We start from the raw sequence: 16821 nt of genomic DNA, 5'->3' as shown, positions 1-16821 counted from the left end.
GAAACCGGATGATGTCGCCAAACAAAAAACACGGATTCCTTCAGCTGTCAATCAGTTCAAGCCCGCTTAAATCCGCTTTTCCGTTCTTTAAAAATTCATACGTGATGCGATCTGCCTTGCAATCCACAAAACGGATGTGTTTCAGGCTTTTGTTCTTGAAGAACGTGTTTGTAAGGACTGCATCTTTGAAAGTAATTCGTTTAAAAGCGCAGTTTTCAAAATAACAGTCTTCAACGATTCCTTCAAAAACCAGGTCGGCCAGGTACATTTCCCGGAACGAAACATGTTTCCAAAGTGCGTTTTCAAGCGTGTTTTTCTCAAAACCTCCTGACTTGAACACGGCTTCCGAAAAATCTGCTCCGGAAAAATCGCACCCGGAAAGATGGCTACCTGTAAATTCGGTCGCTTTCAGCAAACATTCCCTGAACGCGTTTTTGGTCAGGTGCGAACCTTTTAACTGGCTATTGCTGAGGTCTGAGCCCGAGAAGTTGCAGCCCAGTACATAGTTATCGCTCAGTTGTAATCCCGATAAGTCCGAACCGATGAACTTGCAATTCTTCAGATGCGAAGAACTGAATTTTTCATGCAGGTTTTTGAGCCCGGAGAAATCGGCATCTGCCCAGCTTCCTTTCGACATATCCCAGGATAGTGGTTTCTTTTTCGATGGAGTGGAAGGAACTGCCTCTGGTACAACAGGTGTTTGATCCTCGCGTGCAACCGATGGGAAATTTTCCGAAAAATAGTTCAGGTCTACCTGCAGGATTTCTGCCAGGCGGTTTAAAGTCAAAATATCCGGCATGGATTCTCCGCGCTCCCATTTTCCAACTGCCTGCGGACTGATAAAAAGCAATTCGGCAAGTCCCGCTTGTGAAACTGCTGTCTTCTTTCTTGCTTCGGTGATGCGCTCACCAATGATTTTTGAATTGAACATAACGTACTTTTTTGTTGATTTTCGATGAAGCAAAGGTAGGAGGGCACATTTGCAGGTCTGATAAAAATACAACTACTTCTGGTTGTTTTTACACTACTTTTAGTTGTTATTTGGGTTGAATGGTGGTTTTTAACCGGTTTTTGCTCTTTCTGCCGCCAAAACGCATCTTTTTTGAATGTTAGCTTTATTAACACGCCGCGATTTTGTTTCAAAAAGGAAGAGTAGTAACTTATCCGTTCATTTAAAATCTGGAGTATGATGTTAGAAGCCTTAATAGCTGAATTTGAGCACGAAGCAGAAAGCACCCGCAAATTATTGCACGCCGTTCCGGCAAGTCATGTAAAATTCAAACCGTCGCCGACTTCCTGGTCTATGGGAGAACTGGCTCAGCACATTGCAACCATTTATTATTGGTATGTGGGAACATTGACGCAGGATGAATACGATATGTCTGCTGACAGCCTGGAACGCGGATCCCCGGAAGACATTCATGCAACGCGTGAGCTTTTTGAAGCAAATGTGGAAAAAGCCCGGGAAGCGCTTCTTTCTTTGAAGGAAGAAGACCTGCAAACTCCCTGGGTCATGAAATCCGGAGATCGTACCATCATGGGGCCTTTTCCGAGGGGAACAGTCGCAAGAGGCTTTTTGTTCAATCACATCTACCATCACCGGGGAGAAATGATCGTTTACCTGCGTTCCACCGGAAACAAAGTTCCGGGACTCTACGGCCCTACATACGAAGACAGCTAGAAAAGATAGGATTCAGAATAATAATATAGTCTTAGCCACTCTTTTGGGTGGCTTTTTTGTTTTTGGTGTGGGTTCAAAAGTTTAAAGCTCAAATTTTTATCACTTGCAGGTAGAAGCGAGTTTGAGGCAGATTGGGGAGAAATTCCCCAATCTGTGGAATAATTCCCCGGATTTCAAAAACTACTAAATCGTTAAACCCTTGAAAAATAAGGGGTTTTTGAATTCGGTACAACTGTTGAAAGGGTTGGTACGGAAATTCAAAGCTTTACGACATGCACGCTAACAAACACACAAACCCGAAAGTAACATATAGTTACTACCCGAAAAGCCCTGTAAGAGTACAAGATGTGATCATCCTTCTTGGGGCGATCTTATTAATGGTCGGAGCAGCGTTCCTGGTATACATGCTGCAGCCGCATTTCAAAGCATTACACCTCGAACGCATGAATAATTCCTGGGGAATTGCATTGATTGTTGTCGGAACGGCCTTATTGATATTCAAAATCTGTTTTTTAATATATATCCTGTTTTTGTACCTGCAATACAGGTCTGTTAAATCCGTACCTGACGAAAAACTGCCCGTTTCAACGGTGATCGTGCCGGCATACAACGAAGGAGAATTAGTGTACCGTACATTGATTAGTCTCGCTCAGAGTGATTACCCGCACGAAAAACTGCAGCTGATCTCCATTGATGATGGAAGTGTAGACGATACCTGGGATTGGATGAAAAAAGCTAAAGCAGAATTGGGAGACCGCCTGGAAATTTACCAGCAGCCGCACAACCAGGGAAAAAGACACGCCTTGTATCGTGGTTTCAACCTGGCTACCGGAGATGTCTTTGTAACCGTCGACAGTGACTCCATCGTGAGAAGAGATACGCTTAGAAATTTGGTAAGCCCTTTCATAACAGATGAAAAATGTGGCGCAGTGGCCGGGAATGTACGCGTCTTGAACAATAAGAACGCCATGATCCCACGCATGTTGAACGTAAGCTTTACCTTCAGTTTTGAGTTTATACGTTCGGCTCAAAGCAAACTGGGATCCGTATTGTGCACACCCGGTGCACTCGCCGCTTACCGCAAAGATGTGGTGATGGCTTGCCTTCCGGACTGGATGAACCAGACTTTCATGGGACAACTGAGCGATATCGGTGAAGACCGTGCAATGACGAACATGATTCTCAAGCAAGGATACCATGTGTTGTTCCAGCGAAATGCGTATGTATTCACCAACATTCCGGAGAAATACAAAAGCCTGTACAAAATGTTTATCCGTTGGGAACGAAGCAACATCCGCGAGAACATCGCCATGAGTAAGTTCGCTTTCGGGAAATTCCGTGAAGAATCGAAAATTGGTCCGCGTATTCTGTTGCTGGATCAGTGGTTGAAAGTATTCGTGGCCTATCCGGGAATGCTGCTGATGTTCTTCCTGATCTGTACGCACCCGCTTTTGTTCCTGAGTTCGGCATTTTTAAGCCTGTTCATCTTCTCAAGCATCCAGGTATTCTTTTATACAAAACGACACAATCTGCTCGAATCACTTTGGGCATATCCATATAGCATTTTTTATACGTTCACGCTGTTTTGGATCACTCCGTACGCTATCGCAACTGCGAGCCGAAGAGGGTGGCTGACACGTGATCTTCCGCAAAAGCATTAAAGAGTATAAGTAGTGTATAGTGTTTAGGTTTAGGTAAGTTAGGTAAAATCCCGCTCCGGTTTCGGTGCGGGATTTGATTTTCAGTCGGTCCGGATGCAAAAAGGATAGAGTTTATACAAAAAAATCCCTATATTTCTTCTATGAAGAAGTCCAGCTTTATTACTGCGTTACTGGTTTGTGTGGCCGGGTTACTCCGCGCGCAGACAACCGTTTCAGGTTCTTTTGTCCACGGTGGAATTACACGTACTTATTCCTTCTACATTCCTGCCATGTATAATCCGGCAAATCCGGTTCCTTTGGTGTTCAACTTGCACGGATTGGGTACAGATGGGGCGTACCAGGCACAATACCGCGATTTCAGGCCCATAGCGGATACGGCAAACTTTATCGTCGTTCATCCGGATGGTTCTACTATGTTCGGGCAGCGTTTCTGGAATTACGGAAGCGTACTGGGCTCCACGGTGGATGATGTCGGGTTTTTGGAAGCATTGATTGATACCATTTCAGCAGATTATTCCATCAATTCCTCCAGGGTTTACTGCGCGGGAATGTCCAACGGAAGTTTTATGGCTTATTACCTGGCTTGTCAAAGTAACCGCTTTGCAGCAATCGGAACAGTGACCGGCTCCATGTCGGTGGATATGTACGACGAATGTGTTCCGCAGCACCCGGTTCCTGTTCTGCACATTCACGGAACCTCTGATAATACGAATCCCTATGCGGGAACTTCGACCATGAAAGGCATCGATGACACGAATCTCTTTTGGGTCGATCAGAACAATTGTAACCCGGTTCCGGCTGTGATTCCGATTCCGGATGCAGTAACTTCCGATAACGCTACGGCAACAAGATACCTTTACACGGGAGGAACCAACGGTTACACGGTCGAATTGTTTAAAGTAACCGGTGGTGGGCATACCTGGCCCGGTTCACCGGTTTCGGGTTCTTCCGGGAATACCTGCATGGATTTCGACGCATCCAAAGAGATCTGGCGCTTTTTCAGTCAGTACGAAGGAACAGCAGCCGTTTCAGATTACAAACAGGTTGATGTAGCTTTCTGGCCGAATCCGGCAGAAGATGCAATAATCATTCAGGCAAGCAATAACCGGCCGGTCAAAGAAATCACCGTGCGTGATATGCGCGGTAGATTGGTTGAAAAGAAAACCGGTGAAAACATTCAGTCCCTGGATATCGATCATTTGAAAGCAGGAACTTATATCCTGAAAATTTCAGGAAAAGGGTTCACGGTTTCCAAAAAACTGGTGATCACGAATTCCTGATATACTTTTTACGACAATTTCAAAACCCCACTTCATTGCATGTATGTGGTTTTTTGTATATTAAGGGTGTAAATTAAACGCTCATTCATTGAAACGATCACTCTTAAACTTAAGTATTCTCGATAGTTTGCTTGAAGGATTCCAGGTAATCGACTATCACTGGAAATACCTCTACGTAAATACAACTGTGGCAAGCCAGGGGCAAAGTACCGTTGATAAATTACTGGGGAAAACGATGATGGAATGCTATCCCGGAATCGAGGATACCTTCATGTTCAGTCAACTCAAAAAATGCATGGATGAGCGCGTTACACTTCATTTTGAGAACGAATTTACCTATAACGACGGAGCCAAAAACTGGTTCGAATTGCGCATAGAACCCATTCCCGAAGGAATTTTCGTATTATCAACCAATATCACCAACCGCAAGCGGGCAGAAGAAGAACTGATCCAGTTGAAGAACGACCTGGAAAATAAAGTCAGGAAAAGGACTGCCGAGCTGGAAAAGCTCAACAATGAAAAAGATGTGATCCTCAAAGAAATGCATCACCGGGTTAAGAACAATCTGCAGATCATTTCCAGTTTGATCCGGCTGCAAATGGAAGAAGGCGATAATAACTTCAACGGCGTACTCGACAAAACGCAATCGCGCATAGAAACCATTGCCAGTATTCATGAATCCCTATACAAGCACAAAGATCTGGCCCTGATCAATGTGGCAAACTACTGGAAAAAGCTCTTCAAAGACTGCCTGAATTCCCTGGTAAACGAACCCGATAATTTCAAGCTGAAGCTGGACATCGATTACCTGGAACTTCCCGTTGATAAAATGATTCCGCTCGGTTTATTGATCAACGAATGGATCACGAATTCCATTTTACACGGTTTCAAAGGAAGAAATCACGGAGAAATCTACCTCGGCCTTCAACTGAAAGACGGAAAATACCTCCTGACCTACAAAGACGACGGCGCAGGTTTCTCCGAATACAAAACAGGAACCGATGACCATCATTTCGGACATTTTTTAATAGAAGGCTTTGCAGAGCAACTCAACGGAAAGCTCCAAAAAAAGGAAAGTAAGCAAGGTGTTTGTTTCGAGTTGGAGTTTGAGTAAGAAGTTCCCTTTGAACGATCCTGTTCTTCAACTGTACGTTTTTATGATCAAATTAAAAAGATGAAGAAATGGGTTGCAGGGATGTTGTTTTTCCTTCAGCTGCCGGATGCAAAATCCCAGCGGATGGAAACAATACCCGGAACATATACTTTTGAGGAAGAAATTGGCATTCATTATTATGCTATGCCTCAAAGTACTTATGCTTCAACTCCAAAATATGCAGATACCACCGTTCTTCACAATTTGTGTCTGAATGCTACGCATGGAGCTTTCCTGGAAAGAGATACTTCTTTAAGTATTTATAGTATTGATGTAATAAGAGATCAATGGATTGGAAACTGGCAATTAAACAATGACAGCCTGATCATTACACTAGACCACCGGATAAGTTTTTATCCTTTTTCCATTCAGGGCTCACCTTCAACAATCGTTGAAAAACTTCCAGAGCCAATAATTATGGTTTTACTGGTTGATGAGTTTGAGAGCGTTATTTATTGGATGCGTTACCCGGATCAGGGAGCTTGTATTTTTCAGAAAGAAGAATAAGATTGCCCAAATCCCATTGAAGCGGTAATTCTCAACGGGTAATAGGATCTTCTAAGCAAATTTAATTAGAGGGATCTGAGTAAATCAGCTAACAAGCATATCATCATAAAAACCTGCGCTATCTGCGATATCTGCGTGAAAAAGAAAATGTCTGCCGCAGGCGGACAATAATCCTTATACAAGTGTTTTTTTGAAAAAAAATTTTGCGTAGTCAAATAACTTCATATATATTTGTAGTCAAATAGCTACACGATGAATTTAAGAAGAGATGTATTTCAGGCAATCGCTGATCCTACAAGAAGGGCCATCCTGTTATTGGTGGCTTCCCAATCCATGACAGCCGGGGCAATAGCTTCCAATTTCGATACTGCGCGGCCCACGGTTTCCAAACATCTGCAAATCCTCACCGAATGCGAATTGCTGCAGCAAACTCAAAACGGACGGGAAATTTACTATCACATCAATGCAAAGAGCATGAAAGAAGTCGCTGATTTCATAGAACCTTTCCGCCAAATGTGGGATGAACGCTTCAACAAGCTCGAAGAGATCATGAAGAACTATCAAAAGAAAAAATAATTGCGAAGTATTTAAACCCTTTAAACCCTTTGAACCTTTTAAACTCTTGAACTTGTATCATGGAACGAAAAACACACATTCACGCCGAGGATGGCAAACAGGAATTGATCATCACCCGGGAATTTGACCTGCCTTTGCACTTATTGTTCAAAGCTTACGAAGAAGCCGATATCGTGGAGCAGTGGATGGGCACAAAAGTCCTGAAGCTGGAAAACAAAAAACACGGCAGCTACCAGTTTGAAACAACAGACCCGATGGGAAATAAACACGGGTTCAGCGGAGCCATTCACGACTTTATCCCGAACCAAAAGATCATCCGCACCTTTGAAATGGAAAATGCGCCTTTCGGGGCCCAGATGGAATTCCTGGAATTCGAAGAATTGTTCGGTGACAGAAGTAAACTGACCATGCACGTCATCTACCGCTCAAATGAGATCCGTGACCAGATCCTGAAACTTCCCTTCGCACAGGGAATCAATATGGCGCATAATCGCATTCAGGAAATATTGAGCTAATTATCAATTATCAAGAAAATAATTATCAAGATAACCGGCTTGATAATTCATAATTAATCATTCATAATTTGAAAAAAATGAGAACAAAAAAAATAATCTATTGGATCGCCACAATCTGGCTTTGCCTGGGAATGCTTTCAACCGGGATCGTTCAGTTGCTTCAAATGGAACAGGACGTAGCCCGTATGGCTTTTTTACATTACCCCACTTATTTGCTCACATTGCTCGGAATCTGGAAAATATTGGGGGTAATTGCCGTTTTGATCCCGAAATTTCCAGTACTCAAGGAATGGGCCTACGCCGGATTTTTCTTCGCGATGTCGGGAGCTGCATTTTCACACATTGTTTCCCGAAGCCCCGCCAGTGAAATCTTTCCTTCTCTCTTGCTTTTAGTATTAACTGTCGTATCTTGGTATTTCAGGCCGGCGGAAAGAAAGCTGGCGGTTTAAAAGAATAAAAAAAGAAAGTTGTAACATTGAAAATGAAAACAAGACAGTCCTTGACGTTACGCTGCATCTTTCTAATGCTTCCTGTTTTTGGGAGCAATATCATTAACGCACAGGAGGAATTCACTCGCTCTTTGGATTCATTATGTCAGTTGTTTTCAGAAAAAAAGTGCTTCAACGGGGATTTATTGGTGGCAGTCAACGGCCAGCCTGTTTTTGAAAGAAGTGAGGGTTTCAGAGATAATACTACAAAAGAAATCGTTCAACACAATTCGATCTTTAACTTGGGGTCTGTTTCAAAACCGTTTACCGCGCTTGCCATTTTGCAGTTGCATCAGCAGGGGAAATTGAATATCGAGGACCAGGTACTGAAATATATCCCCGAATTTCCCTATCCGGATATAAAAATCAAGCATTTACTTTCTCATACTTCCGGTTTAAAACAAAGTTTGAACCAGATTGAGGAAGTGGACCTGTCAATTCCCGTAAACAATGACAGCTTGGTTGCAATTTTTGAGCGCTATAAACCGACGTTATTTGCAGAACCGGGAGCCGAATGGATTTATTCGAATGTGGGGTATGAATTACTTGCGGTCATTGTTGAACGCGTTTCGCTGATGAGGTTTGCCGTTTACATGGATAAATACGTTTTCAAACCGGCTGGTATGAAACGGACATTTATTCCTTCCAGTCAAAAAATTACTCATTGGTTGCCAAAAGGAGTTCAGGAGCAGGATTTGCTTGTTCCGCACGAATTGAAGAACAGTGCATCATGTGAAGCTAGTCCGGTCGATTCTGTCAATTTTGTGCAGCAACGTAAAGATTTCCTGGTAGGATCTGAAAATGTTTATTCCTGCGTGGGAGACCTTTCCAGATTTGACTGTGCTTTAAGACAAAATAAGCTACTGTCGAAAGAATTACAGGAACTGGCATACACGCCATTTATACTTACAAGTGGCGATACTGCAAAGGATCTGGGAGCTCCGATACCATCTTATTATGGAATGGGCTGGTTTATTTCGATCAGCCGGAACAACGGAAGAGTTATCTGGCACAAAGGAAGAAGTTACGGTTCACGTTCCGTCTTTCTGCGCAATCCTGAAAGAAAACAAGTGGTGGCAATGACCGATAATTTTGATTTTCCTGCCGTGGATTTAAAGGGAATTTCACTGTTGAGAACGATTAACAAAGAGCCCTACAGGAATCCGGTACTTATGTCTTTGGTGCAGAAATTGGGTTGTGAGATATACTCGCAAGGGATAGAATGTGCACTTGTTGAGTTTGATCACCGAAAGGAAAAAGAAAGAGCTGATTATTACATTTCGGAAGAAGAAATGATCCTGTTAAGTGAATACTTGGTGAGAGAAAAGAAAATGAATGAGGCAAAGCAAGTGCTAAACCATTCTTTGCAGGTATTTCCCCGATCTCCTGCAATCTTTTCGGAATACGCCAAAATACTGTTATCTGAACAGTCTCAGGAGCAGGCAACAGAATATTTTAAAAAAGCAGTATCGTTGAACGGGGAATCTGAGGAAGAAAAAGAAAGCTTGTTGAATGGAGTTGGTTATTATTACCTGGGGATGAACGATTATAATGCTGCAGAATTTGTTTTGAAACTGAATACTGAACTTTTTTCGGAATCTGGAAATGTGTTTGATAGTTACGCATACGTGTTGGATCAGAATAATAAGATCAATGAAGCCATTGAAATGGAAGAGAAGGCGGTTATGCTTGCAGCAGAGAAAAACGATGCGCTTTTAGAAACGTTTAGAGAAAATTTAAAAAATCTGAGAGCAAAAAAACACGATTAATAATGATAAATCCAAAAGTTGATTGGTTTTTCGAAAAGGAAGAAAAATGGAAAAAGGAGGTGGCGGAATTACGGAAAATCGTCCTGGAATGTCACCTCACAGAAGATTTGAAGTGGGGATGTCCGTGCTACACCTATGAGAAGAAAAACATCGTGCTGATCCATGTATTCAAAGAATACTGTGCGTTGCTGTTCTTCAAGGGAGCATTGATGAAAGACCCGGAAAAAATCCTCATTCAGCAAACTGAAAATGTACAAAGTGCAAGACAGGTGCGGTTTACAAGCCTGAAAGAAATTCAATCAATAGCTTCTGATTTGAAAAAGTACATTTTCCAGGCAGTAGAAGTGGAGGAATCGGGAAAGAAAGTGGAACTGAAGAAAACGAAGGAATATCCCGTTCCGGATGAGTTGACAGCAAAGTTTAAAGAAGTTCCTGCTTTGAAACAAGCGTTCGAAGCATTGACTCCGGGCCGGCAAAGAGCCTACATCCTGCATTTCTCACAACCCAAACAGGCAAAAACGCGCGAATCACGCATTGAAAAATCGATGCCGGATATCCTGGATGGAAAAGGACTCAACGATGTGAACGAATATTTGATACGGAAAAAAGCAGCTAAAAATGACTAATAAAACCTTATCCGAAGAAGCAGCACAAGAACTGCTCAAAGTGCTGAAAGCGCGCTTTGAGAAAAACACAAAACGCCATCCGGACGTGGAATGGTCGAAAATACAGGCCAAACTGGAAGCAAATCCGGGGAAATTGTGGTCGCTCGACGAAATGGAAGCATCGGAAGGCGAGCCGGACGTAATTGGATACGATCAGCAAAAAGACGAATACCTGTTTTGCGATTGTTCACCCGAAAGTCCCAAAGGGCGCCGCAGTTTATGCTACGACCGCGAGGCCTGGAATTCCCGCAAAGAACACAAACCTGCAGGAAGCGTGCTGGAACGTGCCGCAGAAATGGGGATCGAACTGTTGACAGAAGAGCAATACCGCGAATTGCAGCAACTGGGCAATTTCGATACAAAAACATCCAGTTGGGTAAAAACTCCGGCAGAAATCCGTAAATTGGGAGGAGCAATATTCTGCGACCGGCGCTATGATACCGTTTTTACGTACCACAATGGCGCAGAATCATATTATGCCGCCCGCGGATTCCGCGGAATGCTGAAAGTTTAAAGAGTTCAAAAGCTTAAACAGTTCAAAGCATTTTAAGTTGAACATTTTTTTAACCCTTTAAACCGCAGCGATTAACAAGCAAGTCTGCTACAGTTTGGAACATTTGAACTTTTAAACCTTCGAAGCTCGCAGAGCGAAGAAGATTTTGAACCTTTTGAACTCATTTATTAGAATATGCAGGAACTTCAAACAACAGCAACATTCACAGCGCCCCTGGTATTGATTTGGGAAGCCTGGACAGATCCCGAAAAGATCGTAAACTGGTGGGGACCGGCCGGTTTCTCAACAACAATCCACCAAATGGATTTCCGGGAAGAAGGAGAGTGGAAACTCACCCTGCACGGGCCCGATGGCACAAATTACCCGAACAGGAGCATCTACAGGGAGATCGTCCCCTTAAAGAAAATCGTTTTCGAGCATTTTAATCCGCACTTCATAACTACCGTTTTGTTCGAGTCAGTTGAAAATGGCACCGAACTGCAATGGAACATGCTGTTTGATTCCGAAGAGCAGTTCAATACCATCGTAAAAGCACACAAGGCCGATGAAGGACAGAAACAAAACATCGAACGCTTAAATACTTACATTCAGCAGCTGATCGAAGAAGGGAAATTCCACGATTGATCATTGAAAAACAGGCTTCAAACCATGTTTTTTGGTTTCCCGGAAATGTAACCGGACGGACCTGGAAAACTTTCCGGAATCCGCTTTGAAAATGCCAAAAAATGTGCTCCAATAGGTCGCCTATGGGTCAAGTACGGATCAAGTACGGGTCAAGTATAGATATAGTATTAAAACGTTACTCCTGTAACAAATCTCCGAATTCTTAACAATCTCATTCGGGTGAACCGGAAACTCTGTGGTAACAGGGGGTTCAAAACACAAATGAAGTGAAACTAAAAGATCACTGAATGAAGAGTCAAAAGTCACCAAACAGGAATTAAAGGTAAATGAGTCCAGAATTATTCGGGAGAAGTGACTTTTATAGATGCACACAAGTGTAAATTATTCCTCCCCAAAAACTTCATTTCAAATGTAAATTAATGTAAATTAGGGTCTGAACACTTCCTGTTCAATACCTATTCGCTTAGATTTGTAGTACCATGTCCGGAAAATTGAAAATTATCACAGGCGTACTGCTTTACCTGCTTGCTGGAGGAACAGCCTGTTATGCCCAAACTCCGAAAGAAGAAAAACACCTGTTGGTTTCCTTGCGGATGATTGGTCACCAGGTATTGCTGGATTCCGGTGACAGCACATCACGCGTTTTTCCCATCGAAAAAGAAGGAGAAAGCTATAAAATCCAGTTCGGCAACGCATTCGGTTTTAATCCCGGCGATCTGGCAGCCACGGTTGATCAGGTGATGCTTCAGATGAAAGCAGCAAGCAGCTACATCGTAGAAGTAAAGCGCTGTGAGAACGACGAAATAGTTTACAGCTATGAAAAAGGAGATTCGGTGAACCCCGAACTCATGCCGTGCGGACCACGTTATCAATCCAAAGCGTGCTACGTCATTTACCTCACCGTGTTGAAACGGTACAATCTCCATGTCGGCTCCCTGTATCATTCGGCTCCTGTTCAGCCGGCTTTCATGGAGAATCCGGCGGCAACTCATCCTGTTTCTTCCCGAAAGCAATCCGTTCGAGCCCAAAAAGAACCGGCAGTTGTTCCCGGTAAGTCCGCCTATTCCATGATTGCGCTGCCTTTGGGTTCCATTTGTGCGTTCATCGGGTTGTTTGTTTACTTCCGGAAGAAAAGATCCGTACCCGTTTCACCCGCTGAAACCGGCAATCCGGATGTAATCCGCATAGGAGATACCGCCTTTGATCAGAAGAACATGACAATCACCTGTTCAGGAGAAACGACCGAACTTTCCAGCAAGGAATCCGATCTGCTTTCAGTTCTTTTCACCCACGTCAATACAACCGTTGAGCGCGAACACATCCTCAAAGTCGTCTGGGGCGATGAAGGCGATTACATCGGCAGAACACTGGATGTCTTTATCTCGAAACTCCGTAAAAAACTCGAACCCGACACCCGCATCAAAATTGTCAACATCCGCGGAGTAGGTTACAAATTCATCGTGAATTAACTGGCAGGATTTATTGTTCCTTTTACCGTTTCTCATTTCGCAACGAATAGCTTCAGCGAAGGCGTTCTCATTTAACCGAAGCGATCAGCCGCGGCTGACCTGCTTTGGATTCTCATTTAATCCGAAGCGATTGAAAATCTGCTTTGGATTCTCATTCTGCTTCTCATTCTCATTCTGTTTCTACCCCTGACATAAGGCTGTCACAACCCGCATTTATTTTTGTGGAACATTCAAAAAATAGAAGTATGATTCAGTTTATTTCAGCCATCAATTGGCTAAGCGTAGTTGTTGCATTTGTGGCTTATTCGGTATTGGGAGCACTTTGGTTCACGGTCTTTTTCAAAAAGCAATATGCCAGATCTTTGGGGAAAGAAGGAGAGAAACTCCAAAATTCAACACCCATCTTTTTCATTGGCCCGATGGTTTGTTCCTTAGTCATTACTATTACGAGTGCTTTATTGATGCGCGCTTTGGGAATTCAAACCCTGGCAAATGCCACTGAATTTGCTTTGATCGCGGGAGTTGGCTATCTCTTTTCCAATACGGTAAACATAGCTATCAATCCCAACATGCCGAAACCAATTCCCTACGGAATCATCAGTGGAACGTTCCACCTGGTTGGTATGTTGATCGTTTGCAGTATTTTGTCAGCCATTAGATAACAAAAAAACTATGTGATCTTATGTGGACTATGTGGTTAAAATTGCTACATAGTCCATCAAATCAATAAATTATGAGTGAAATAGCCGTTTTTCACCCCGAAAACCGCACCCAATGGCGTCAATGGCTGGAGAAAAACCACATCAAAAGAACAGGCTATTGCTAGTTTTCCTACAGAAATCTCCTTTTCTTCGCGATTAAGGAATGCAAATTACTTTTATGCACTTTTGCGTACTTGTCAGCCATTAGATACCAAAAAACTATGTGTTCTCTGTGTGCTATGTGGTTGATAAACCAACTGCATATCACCCCAAATGAATAAACAATGAGCGAAATAACTGTTTTTTACCCCGAAAACCGCACCCAATGGCGTCAATGGCTGGAGAAAAACCATGTGAAAGAACAGGCTGTTTGGGTGGTTTTCTATAAGAAATCATCCGGGAAACCAACACTTACCTGGAGCGAAGCAGTAGACGAAGCCCTGTGTTTCGGCTGGATAGACAGTAAGAAAGTTGCTGTCGACTCCGAAAAGGCGCACCAGTTCTTCAGTAAGCGCAAAGCCAAAAGTACCTGGTCGAAGATCAATAAGGATAAAATCGAGCGCCTGATTGAAAACGGACAGATGACACCAGCCGGTTATGAGAGCATTGAACGGGCAAAGGAAAATGGTTCCTGGACGATTCTCGATGAAGTAGAAGCGCTCACCCTTCCCGAAGACTTCGAATCAGCACTCAGCAATTACGACGGAGCGCTGGAATACTTTTTGGGCCTGAGTAAGTCGGTTAAAAAGATGATGCTGTATTGGCTGGTGAGTGCCAAACGACCGGAAACCAGGCAGAAACGCATCGATGAACTGGCGGAACATGCTTCCCGCAAATCAAAACCGAAGCAATTTTAATGCAAAACCGGTGTCACTAATAATGTGAAGATTGGATCTGCAGTCTTAATTCGGTTCCCAGCATGTCTTCCGTTGACTTTTTAAATTTGTAATTTTCATACGGGTTAATCCTGGGAATGACAAAATGTTCCACAGCAGTTGACTGGTCGGCGTGGATAATCTCAATCCGTACACGGACATCATAAACCCGGTTTTTAGAATTGTTTTGAACAGTACCTATTACTTTATAAGTAGAAATGGAACGGTAATCCAGCTTTAACTCCAGGATAGACTCGTCGCTCATAGTACCTTTCGGCATATGTGTATGGAGTGTCTGGCAGGAAGCAGGAATAAAAACCAGGAGCAGGAGGAAGAATCGGTACATAAAAACGGCATTTATCCTAAAAATAACTAAATTGGGAAAATAATGGAACAATGTCCGGTTTGCTACCACCCACTCGAAGTGCGCGATTGTGCTCCCTGCGATGATTGCGGCTGGGATCCGCTTGAAATAAATCACCTGCATCAGGGACTTCATACCTATACCACTTACGAAGTCTACCGGGGAATGCGTCTGACACTCTGTGACTTCTGCGCAGTAGATTTTGGTTCTCACAGGCCGGAATACTTTGGTTTCACCAACGGGAAACGGATCGGGTTCCAGCATTTTGAATTCGTAAGTGACTTGAAAGAACCACAGGTTATCAAAGACAAGTTCTGTCCGCAGTGTTCAGCACGACTGAGCTTCCTGAAATTCCTGGCCCAAATAAGAACAAGCCAATGAATAAGAATCGGTTTCTTTTGTTTGTAGGAATGACCTTACCGGTTGCCGCCTTTGCTAACGGACAAGAAGTATTGGTTTCGCTTTTCTATGATTTGCTCACCCTGATCGCTTTGACCATTTTCATCGCCTGTATCAAATGGAAATCCGCTGGGAAAACCCTGCTGGCCGTGGTGCTGGTTGTTTCCTTTTGTACCGTGTTTTCAATAACCGGAAAAATGCCTTATAACCGGAACAAGCTGTTGATTGATTCGCTGTGCATAGGCGTTCCGCTGGTAAGCGTACTGGCAACATTTCTCATCTTCCGGAGAAAGTTTAGACTTAAAAAATGAGGTTTTGCTGATTTGTCGTACTTTCGAAACATGAAAATTCCTCAGAAAATAATGGCCCGTCAACACGAGATTACCGCTGATTATTTGAAAGAACTGGATAAGCATTTGCTCGATATCGAGGAGGGTAGGGCCGATAAGATGTTTGGCATCCGGGATTTTGCCAATATCCTGCATATTCATCCGACCCATTTGACAAACACGGTTAAACTGACGACCGGTAATCATCCGTGCTTTTATTACGAAGAAAAAATACTCGTTATAGCCAAACGCATGCTTGCTGAAAATAACAGGAGCATTGCTGAGATTGCAGCGCATTTAACGTACGATCCGTCCAACTTTACCAAATTTTTCAAACATTTCTCCGGGATGACTCCGAAGCAATACCGGGAAACATTGCTTTTGCAAAAAACTGAAATCCTCACCATTTAAACTGAAATTCTCACCAGTATTCAGAAAAACTGTCCGCCTACTTTTGGGTCATTAATTTTTAGTATCAAAAAAATGACAAGAAGTAAAATCGCACTCGTAACAGGAGGTAGCAGAGGACTTGGACGGGATATGGCTGTCAGCCTGGCCAAAAAAGGGTTGAATATGATTCTCACATATCATTCCAACCAAAAAGAAGCTGAAAAAGTAGTGGATGAGATCTTATCGCTGGGTCAAAAAGCAATAGCGTACCGTTTGGACCTCACCGATCCAAAATCCTTTGACACTTTTCTGAAAGAAATGCAGGCACATTTAATGGAACACGAGGGAAATCCGAATATTGATTTCCTGGTCAATAATGCCGGGTTTATTCATTATGCCGGTTTGGATGCTATCACTGAAGAGCAATTGGATGAATTGTTCCTGGTGCATTTCAAAGGACCTTTCCTGCTTACTCAAAAAATAATTCCCTTTCTCAATGAAAACGGCGGAATTGTAAATGTGTCCTCCGGTTTAACGCGCTTTGCAACGCCTGGCTACGGAACTTACGCTGCTATGAAAGGAGCAATCGAAAAGTACACGGTTTACCTGGCAAAAGAATTGGGAGATCGCCGGATCAGGGCAAATGTCGTTGCTCCAGGAGCAATTGAAACAGATATCCAGGGGGGCGCCGTGCGCGACAACCCGGAATTGAATCACCTGCTTGCTTCCCAAACAGCATTGGGGCGTGTAGGGTTACCGGACGATATCGGAAGTGTAGTTGCTTTCCTGTGTTCGGATGATGCGAAATGGGTAAATGCACAGCGCATAGAAATTTCAGGAGGAGCCAATTTGTAAAAGGTT

General features: G+C 43.2%; 21 protein-coding genes. 19 read left to right on the top strand and 2 right to left on the bottom strand.

What is annotated here, in order from left to right; translation table 11 throughout:
* Positions 1-40 precede the first annotated feature (40 nt).
* Positions 41-931, bottom strand: coding sequence for a pentapeptide repeat-containing protein (locus ABDW02_RS07980; RefSeq protein ID WP_343633892.1), 891 nt, complete (start codon positions 929-931; stop codon positions 41-43).
* A 255-nt stretch (positions 932-1186) separates the two neighbouring features.
* On the opposite strand from ABDW02_RS07980, the gene ABDW02_RS07975 reads away from it, so the two are divergent.
* The 15 genes from ABDW02_RS07975 to ABDW02_RS07905 all read left to right on the top strand — a co-directional run bounded on the left by ABDW02_RS07975 (position 1187) and on the right by ABDW02_RS07905 (position 14460).
* The gene (locus tag ABDW02_RS07975; RefSeq protein WP_343633889.1) at positions 1187-1681 is read left to right on the top strand and encodes a DinB family protein; all 495 of its coding nucleotides are present in this window, start codon (positions 1187-1189) and stop codon (positions 1679-1681) included.
* A 272-nt stretch (positions 1682-1953) separates the two neighbouring features.
* On the top strand, positions 1954-3342 hold the full coding sequence (locus tag ABDW02_RS07970; protein ID WP_343633887.1) for a glycosyltransferase: 1389 nt from the start codon (positions 1954-1956) through the stop codon (positions 3340-3342).
* Between the two features lie 140 nt (positions 3343-3482).
* Positions 3483-4622: a T9SS type A sorting domain-containing protein gene (locus ABDW02_RS07965; protein WP_343633885.1), complete on the top strand. Its 1140-nt coding sequence runs from the start codon at positions 3483-3485 to the stop codon at positions 4620-4622.
* A gap of 88 nt (positions 4623-4710) precedes the next feature.
* Positions 4711-5736: a histidine kinase dimerization/phosphoacceptor domain -containing protein gene (locus ABDW02_RS07960; RefSeq protein WP_343633883.1), complete on the top strand. Its 1026-nt coding sequence runs from the start codon at positions 4711-4713 to the stop codon at positions 5734-5736.
* 60 nt (positions 5737-5796) lie between these two features.
* Positions 5797-6282, top strand: coding sequence for a hypothetical protein (locus tag ABDW02_RS07955; RefSeq protein ID WP_343633881.1), 486 nt, complete (start codon positions 5797-5799; stop codon positions 6280-6282).
* A 252-nt stretch (positions 6283-6534) separates the two neighbouring features.
* A complete protein-coding gene (locus ABDW02_RS07950; protein WP_343633879.1) occupies positions 6535-6858 on the top strand; it encodes a metalloregulator ArsR/SmtB family transcription factor in 324 nt (107 codons plus the stop codon).
* Positions 6859-6917: 59 nt separating this feature from the next.
* Positions 6918-7373 (top strand): SRPBCC domain-containing protein, encoded by a 456-nt coding sequence (locus ABDW02_RS07945; RefSeq protein WP_343633877.1) that lies wholly within the window; start codon positions 6918-6920, stop codon positions 7371-7373.
* A gap of 77 nt (positions 7374-7450) precedes the next feature.
* The gene (locus ABDW02_RS07940; RefSeq protein ID WP_343633875.1) at positions 7451-7822 is read left to right on the top strand and encodes a DoxX family protein; all 372 of its coding nucleotides are present in this window, start codon (positions 7451-7453) and stop codon (positions 7820-7822) included.
* 149 nt (positions 7823-7971) lie between these two features.
* Complete coding sequence (locus ABDW02_RS07935) at positions 7972-9630, top strand: serine hydrolase (protein WP_343633873.1); 1659 nt, start codon at positions 7972-7974, stop codon at positions 9628-9630.
* A gap of 5 nt (positions 9631-9635) precedes the next feature.
* Positions 9636-10256 (top strand): DUF1801 domain-containing protein, encoded by a 621-nt coding sequence (locus ABDW02_RS07930; protein WP_343634253.1) that lies wholly within the window; start codon positions 9636-9638, stop codon positions 10254-10256.
* Positions 10249-10809 carry a DUF4256 domain-containing protein gene (locus ABDW02_RS07925; protein WP_343633871.1) on the top strand — a complete coding sequence of 187 codons (561 nt, stop codon included), beginning with the start codon at positions 10249-10251 and terminating at the stop codon, positions 10807-10809. Before ABDW02_RS07930 ends, ABDW02_RS07925 begins: the two co-directional genes overlap by 8 nt.
* Before the next feature lie 174 nt (positions 10810-10983).
* A complete protein-coding gene (locus tag ABDW02_RS07920; RefSeq protein ID WP_343633869.1) occupies positions 10984-11433 on the top strand; it encodes an SRPBCC domain-containing protein in 450 nt (149 codons plus the stop codon).
* Positions 11434-11912: 479 nt separating this feature from the next.
* On the top strand, positions 11913-12902 hold the full coding sequence (locus ABDW02_RS07915; RefSeq protein WP_343633867.1) for a response regulator transcription factor: 990 nt from the start codon (positions 11913-11915) through the stop codon (positions 12900-12902).
* Between the two features lie 245 nt (positions 12903-13147).
* On the top strand, positions 13148-13564 hold the full coding sequence (locus tag ABDW02_RS07910) for a DUF1761 domain-containing protein (RefSeq protein ID WP_343633865.1): 417 nt from the start codon (positions 13148-13150) through the stop codon (positions 13562-13564).
* Positions 13565-13887: 323 nt separating this feature from the next.
* Entirely contained in the window at positions 13888-14460 is a 573-nt protein-coding gene (locus ABDW02_RS07905; protein ID WP_343633863.1) for a YdeI/OmpD-associated family protein, read from the top strand.
* A gap of 16 nt (positions 14461-14476) precedes the next feature.
* Here the strand turns inward: ABDW02_RS07905 and ABDW02_RS07900 are convergent, their stop codons facing one another.
* On the bottom strand, positions 14477-14824 hold the full coding sequence (locus tag ABDW02_RS07900; protein WP_343633861.1) for a hypothetical protein: 348 nt from the start codon (positions 14822-14824) through the stop codon (positions 14477-14479).
* A 42-nt stretch (positions 14825-14866) separates the two neighbouring features.
* Here ABDW02_RS07900 and ABDW02_RS07895 point away from each other — a divergent pair, with 42 nt between their 5' ends.
* From ABDW02_RS07895 to ABDW02_RS07880, 4 genes are all read left to right on the top strand, one after another.
* Entirely contained in the window at positions 14867-15223 is a 357-nt protein-coding gene (locus ABDW02_RS07895; protein ID WP_343633859.1) for a hypothetical protein, read from the top strand.
* Positions 15220-15552, top strand: a complete 333-nt coding sequence (locus ABDW02_RS07890; RefSeq protein WP_343633857.1) for a hypothetical protein — start codon at positions 15220-15222, stop codon at positions 15550-15552. Before ABDW02_RS07895 ends, ABDW02_RS07890 begins: the two co-directional genes overlap by 4 nt.
* A gap of 30 nt (positions 15553-15582) precedes the next feature.
* On the top strand, positions 15583-15981 hold the full coding sequence (locus tag ABDW02_RS07885; RefSeq protein ID WP_343633855.1) for an AraC family transcriptional regulator: 399 nt from the start codon (positions 15583-15585) through the stop codon (positions 15979-15981).
* 72 nt (positions 15982-16053) lie between these two features.
* Positions 16054-16815 (top strand): SDR family oxidoreductase, encoded by a 762-nt coding sequence (locus tag ABDW02_RS07880; RefSeq protein WP_343633853.1) that lies wholly within the window; start codon positions 16054-16056, stop codon positions 16813-16815.
* The last annotated feature ends 6 nt before the right edge of the window (positions 16816-16821 follow it).

The sequence above is a fragment of the Fluviicola sp. genome (assembly GCF_039596395.1).
GTDB lineage: Bacteria > Bacteroidota > Bacteroidia > Flavobacteriales_D > Crocinitomicaceae > Fluviicola.
The sequence above is the reverse complement of the archived record's forward strand: the minus strand, read 5'-3'. Positions and strand labels throughout refer to the sequence as shown.

Coding starts and splice junctions, on each gene's coding strand:
- ABDW02_RS07980 (WP_343633892.1), bottom strand. CDS start 931: ATGTTCAATTCAAAAATCATTGGTGAGCGCATCACCGAAGCAAGAAAG.
- ABDW02_RS07975 (WP_343633889.1), top strand. CDS start 1,187: ATGATGTTAGAAGCCTTAATAGCTGAATTTGAGCACGAAGCAGAAAGC.
- ABDW02_RS07970 (WP_343633887.1), top strand. CDS start 1,954: ATGCACGCTAACAAACACACAAACCCGAAAGTAACATATAGTTACTAC.
- ABDW02_RS07965 (WP_343633885.1), top strand. CDS start 3,483: ATGAAGAAGTCCAGCTTTATTACTGCGTTACTGGTTTGTGTGGCCGGG.
- ABDW02_RS07955 (WP_343633881.1), top strand. CDS start 5,797: ATGAAGAAATGGGTTGCAGGGATGTTGTTTTTCCTTCAGCTGCCGGAT.
- ABDW02_RS07950 (WP_343633879.1), top strand. CDS start 6,535: ATGAATTTAAGAAGAGATGTATTTCAGGCAATCGCTGATCCTACAAGA.
- ABDW02_RS07945 (WP_343633877.1), top strand. CDS start 6,918: ATGGAACGAAAAACACACATTCACGCCGAGGATGGCAAACAGGAATTG.
- ABDW02_RS07940 (WP_343633875.1), top strand. CDS start 7,451: ATGAGAACAAAAAAAATAATCTATTGGATCGCCACAATCTGGCTTTGC.
- ABDW02_RS07925 (WP_343633871.1), top strand. CDS start 10,249: ATGACTAATAAAACCTTATCCGAAGAAGCAGCACAAGAACTGCTCAAA.
- ABDW02_RS07920 (WP_343633869.1), top strand. CDS start 10,984: ATGCAGGAACTTCAAACAACAGCAACATTCACAGCGCCCCTGGTATTG.
- ABDW02_RS07915 (WP_343633867.1), top strand. CDS start 11,913: ATGTCCGGAAAATTGAAAATTATCACAGGCGTACTGCTTTACCTGCTT.
- ABDW02_RS07910 (WP_343633865.1), top strand. CDS start 13,148: ATGATTCAGTTTATTTCAGCCATCAATTGGCTAAGCGTAGTTGTTGCA.
- ABDW02_RS07905 (WP_343633863.1), top strand. CDS start 13,888: ATGAGCGAAATAACTGTTTTTTACCCCGAAAACCGCACCCAATGGCGT.
- ABDW02_RS07900 (WP_343633861.1), bottom strand. CDS start 14,824: ATGTACCGATTCTTCCTCCTGCTCCTGGTTTTTATTCCTGCTTCCTGC.
- ABDW02_RS07895 (WP_343633859.1), top strand. CDS start 14,867: ATGGAACAATGTCCGGTTTGCTACCACCCACTCGAAGTGCGCGATTGT.
- ABDW02_RS07890 (WP_343633857.1), top strand. CDS start 15,220: ATGAATAAGAATCGGTTTCTTTTGTTTGTAGGAATGACCTTACCGGTT.
- ABDW02_RS07885 (WP_343633855.1), top strand. CDS start 15,583: ATGAAAATTCCTCAGAAAATAATGGCCCGTCAACACGAGATTACCGCT.
- ABDW02_RS07880 (WP_343633853.1), top strand. CDS start 16,054: ATGACAAGAAGTAAAATCGCACTCGTAACAGGAGGTAGCAGAGGACTT.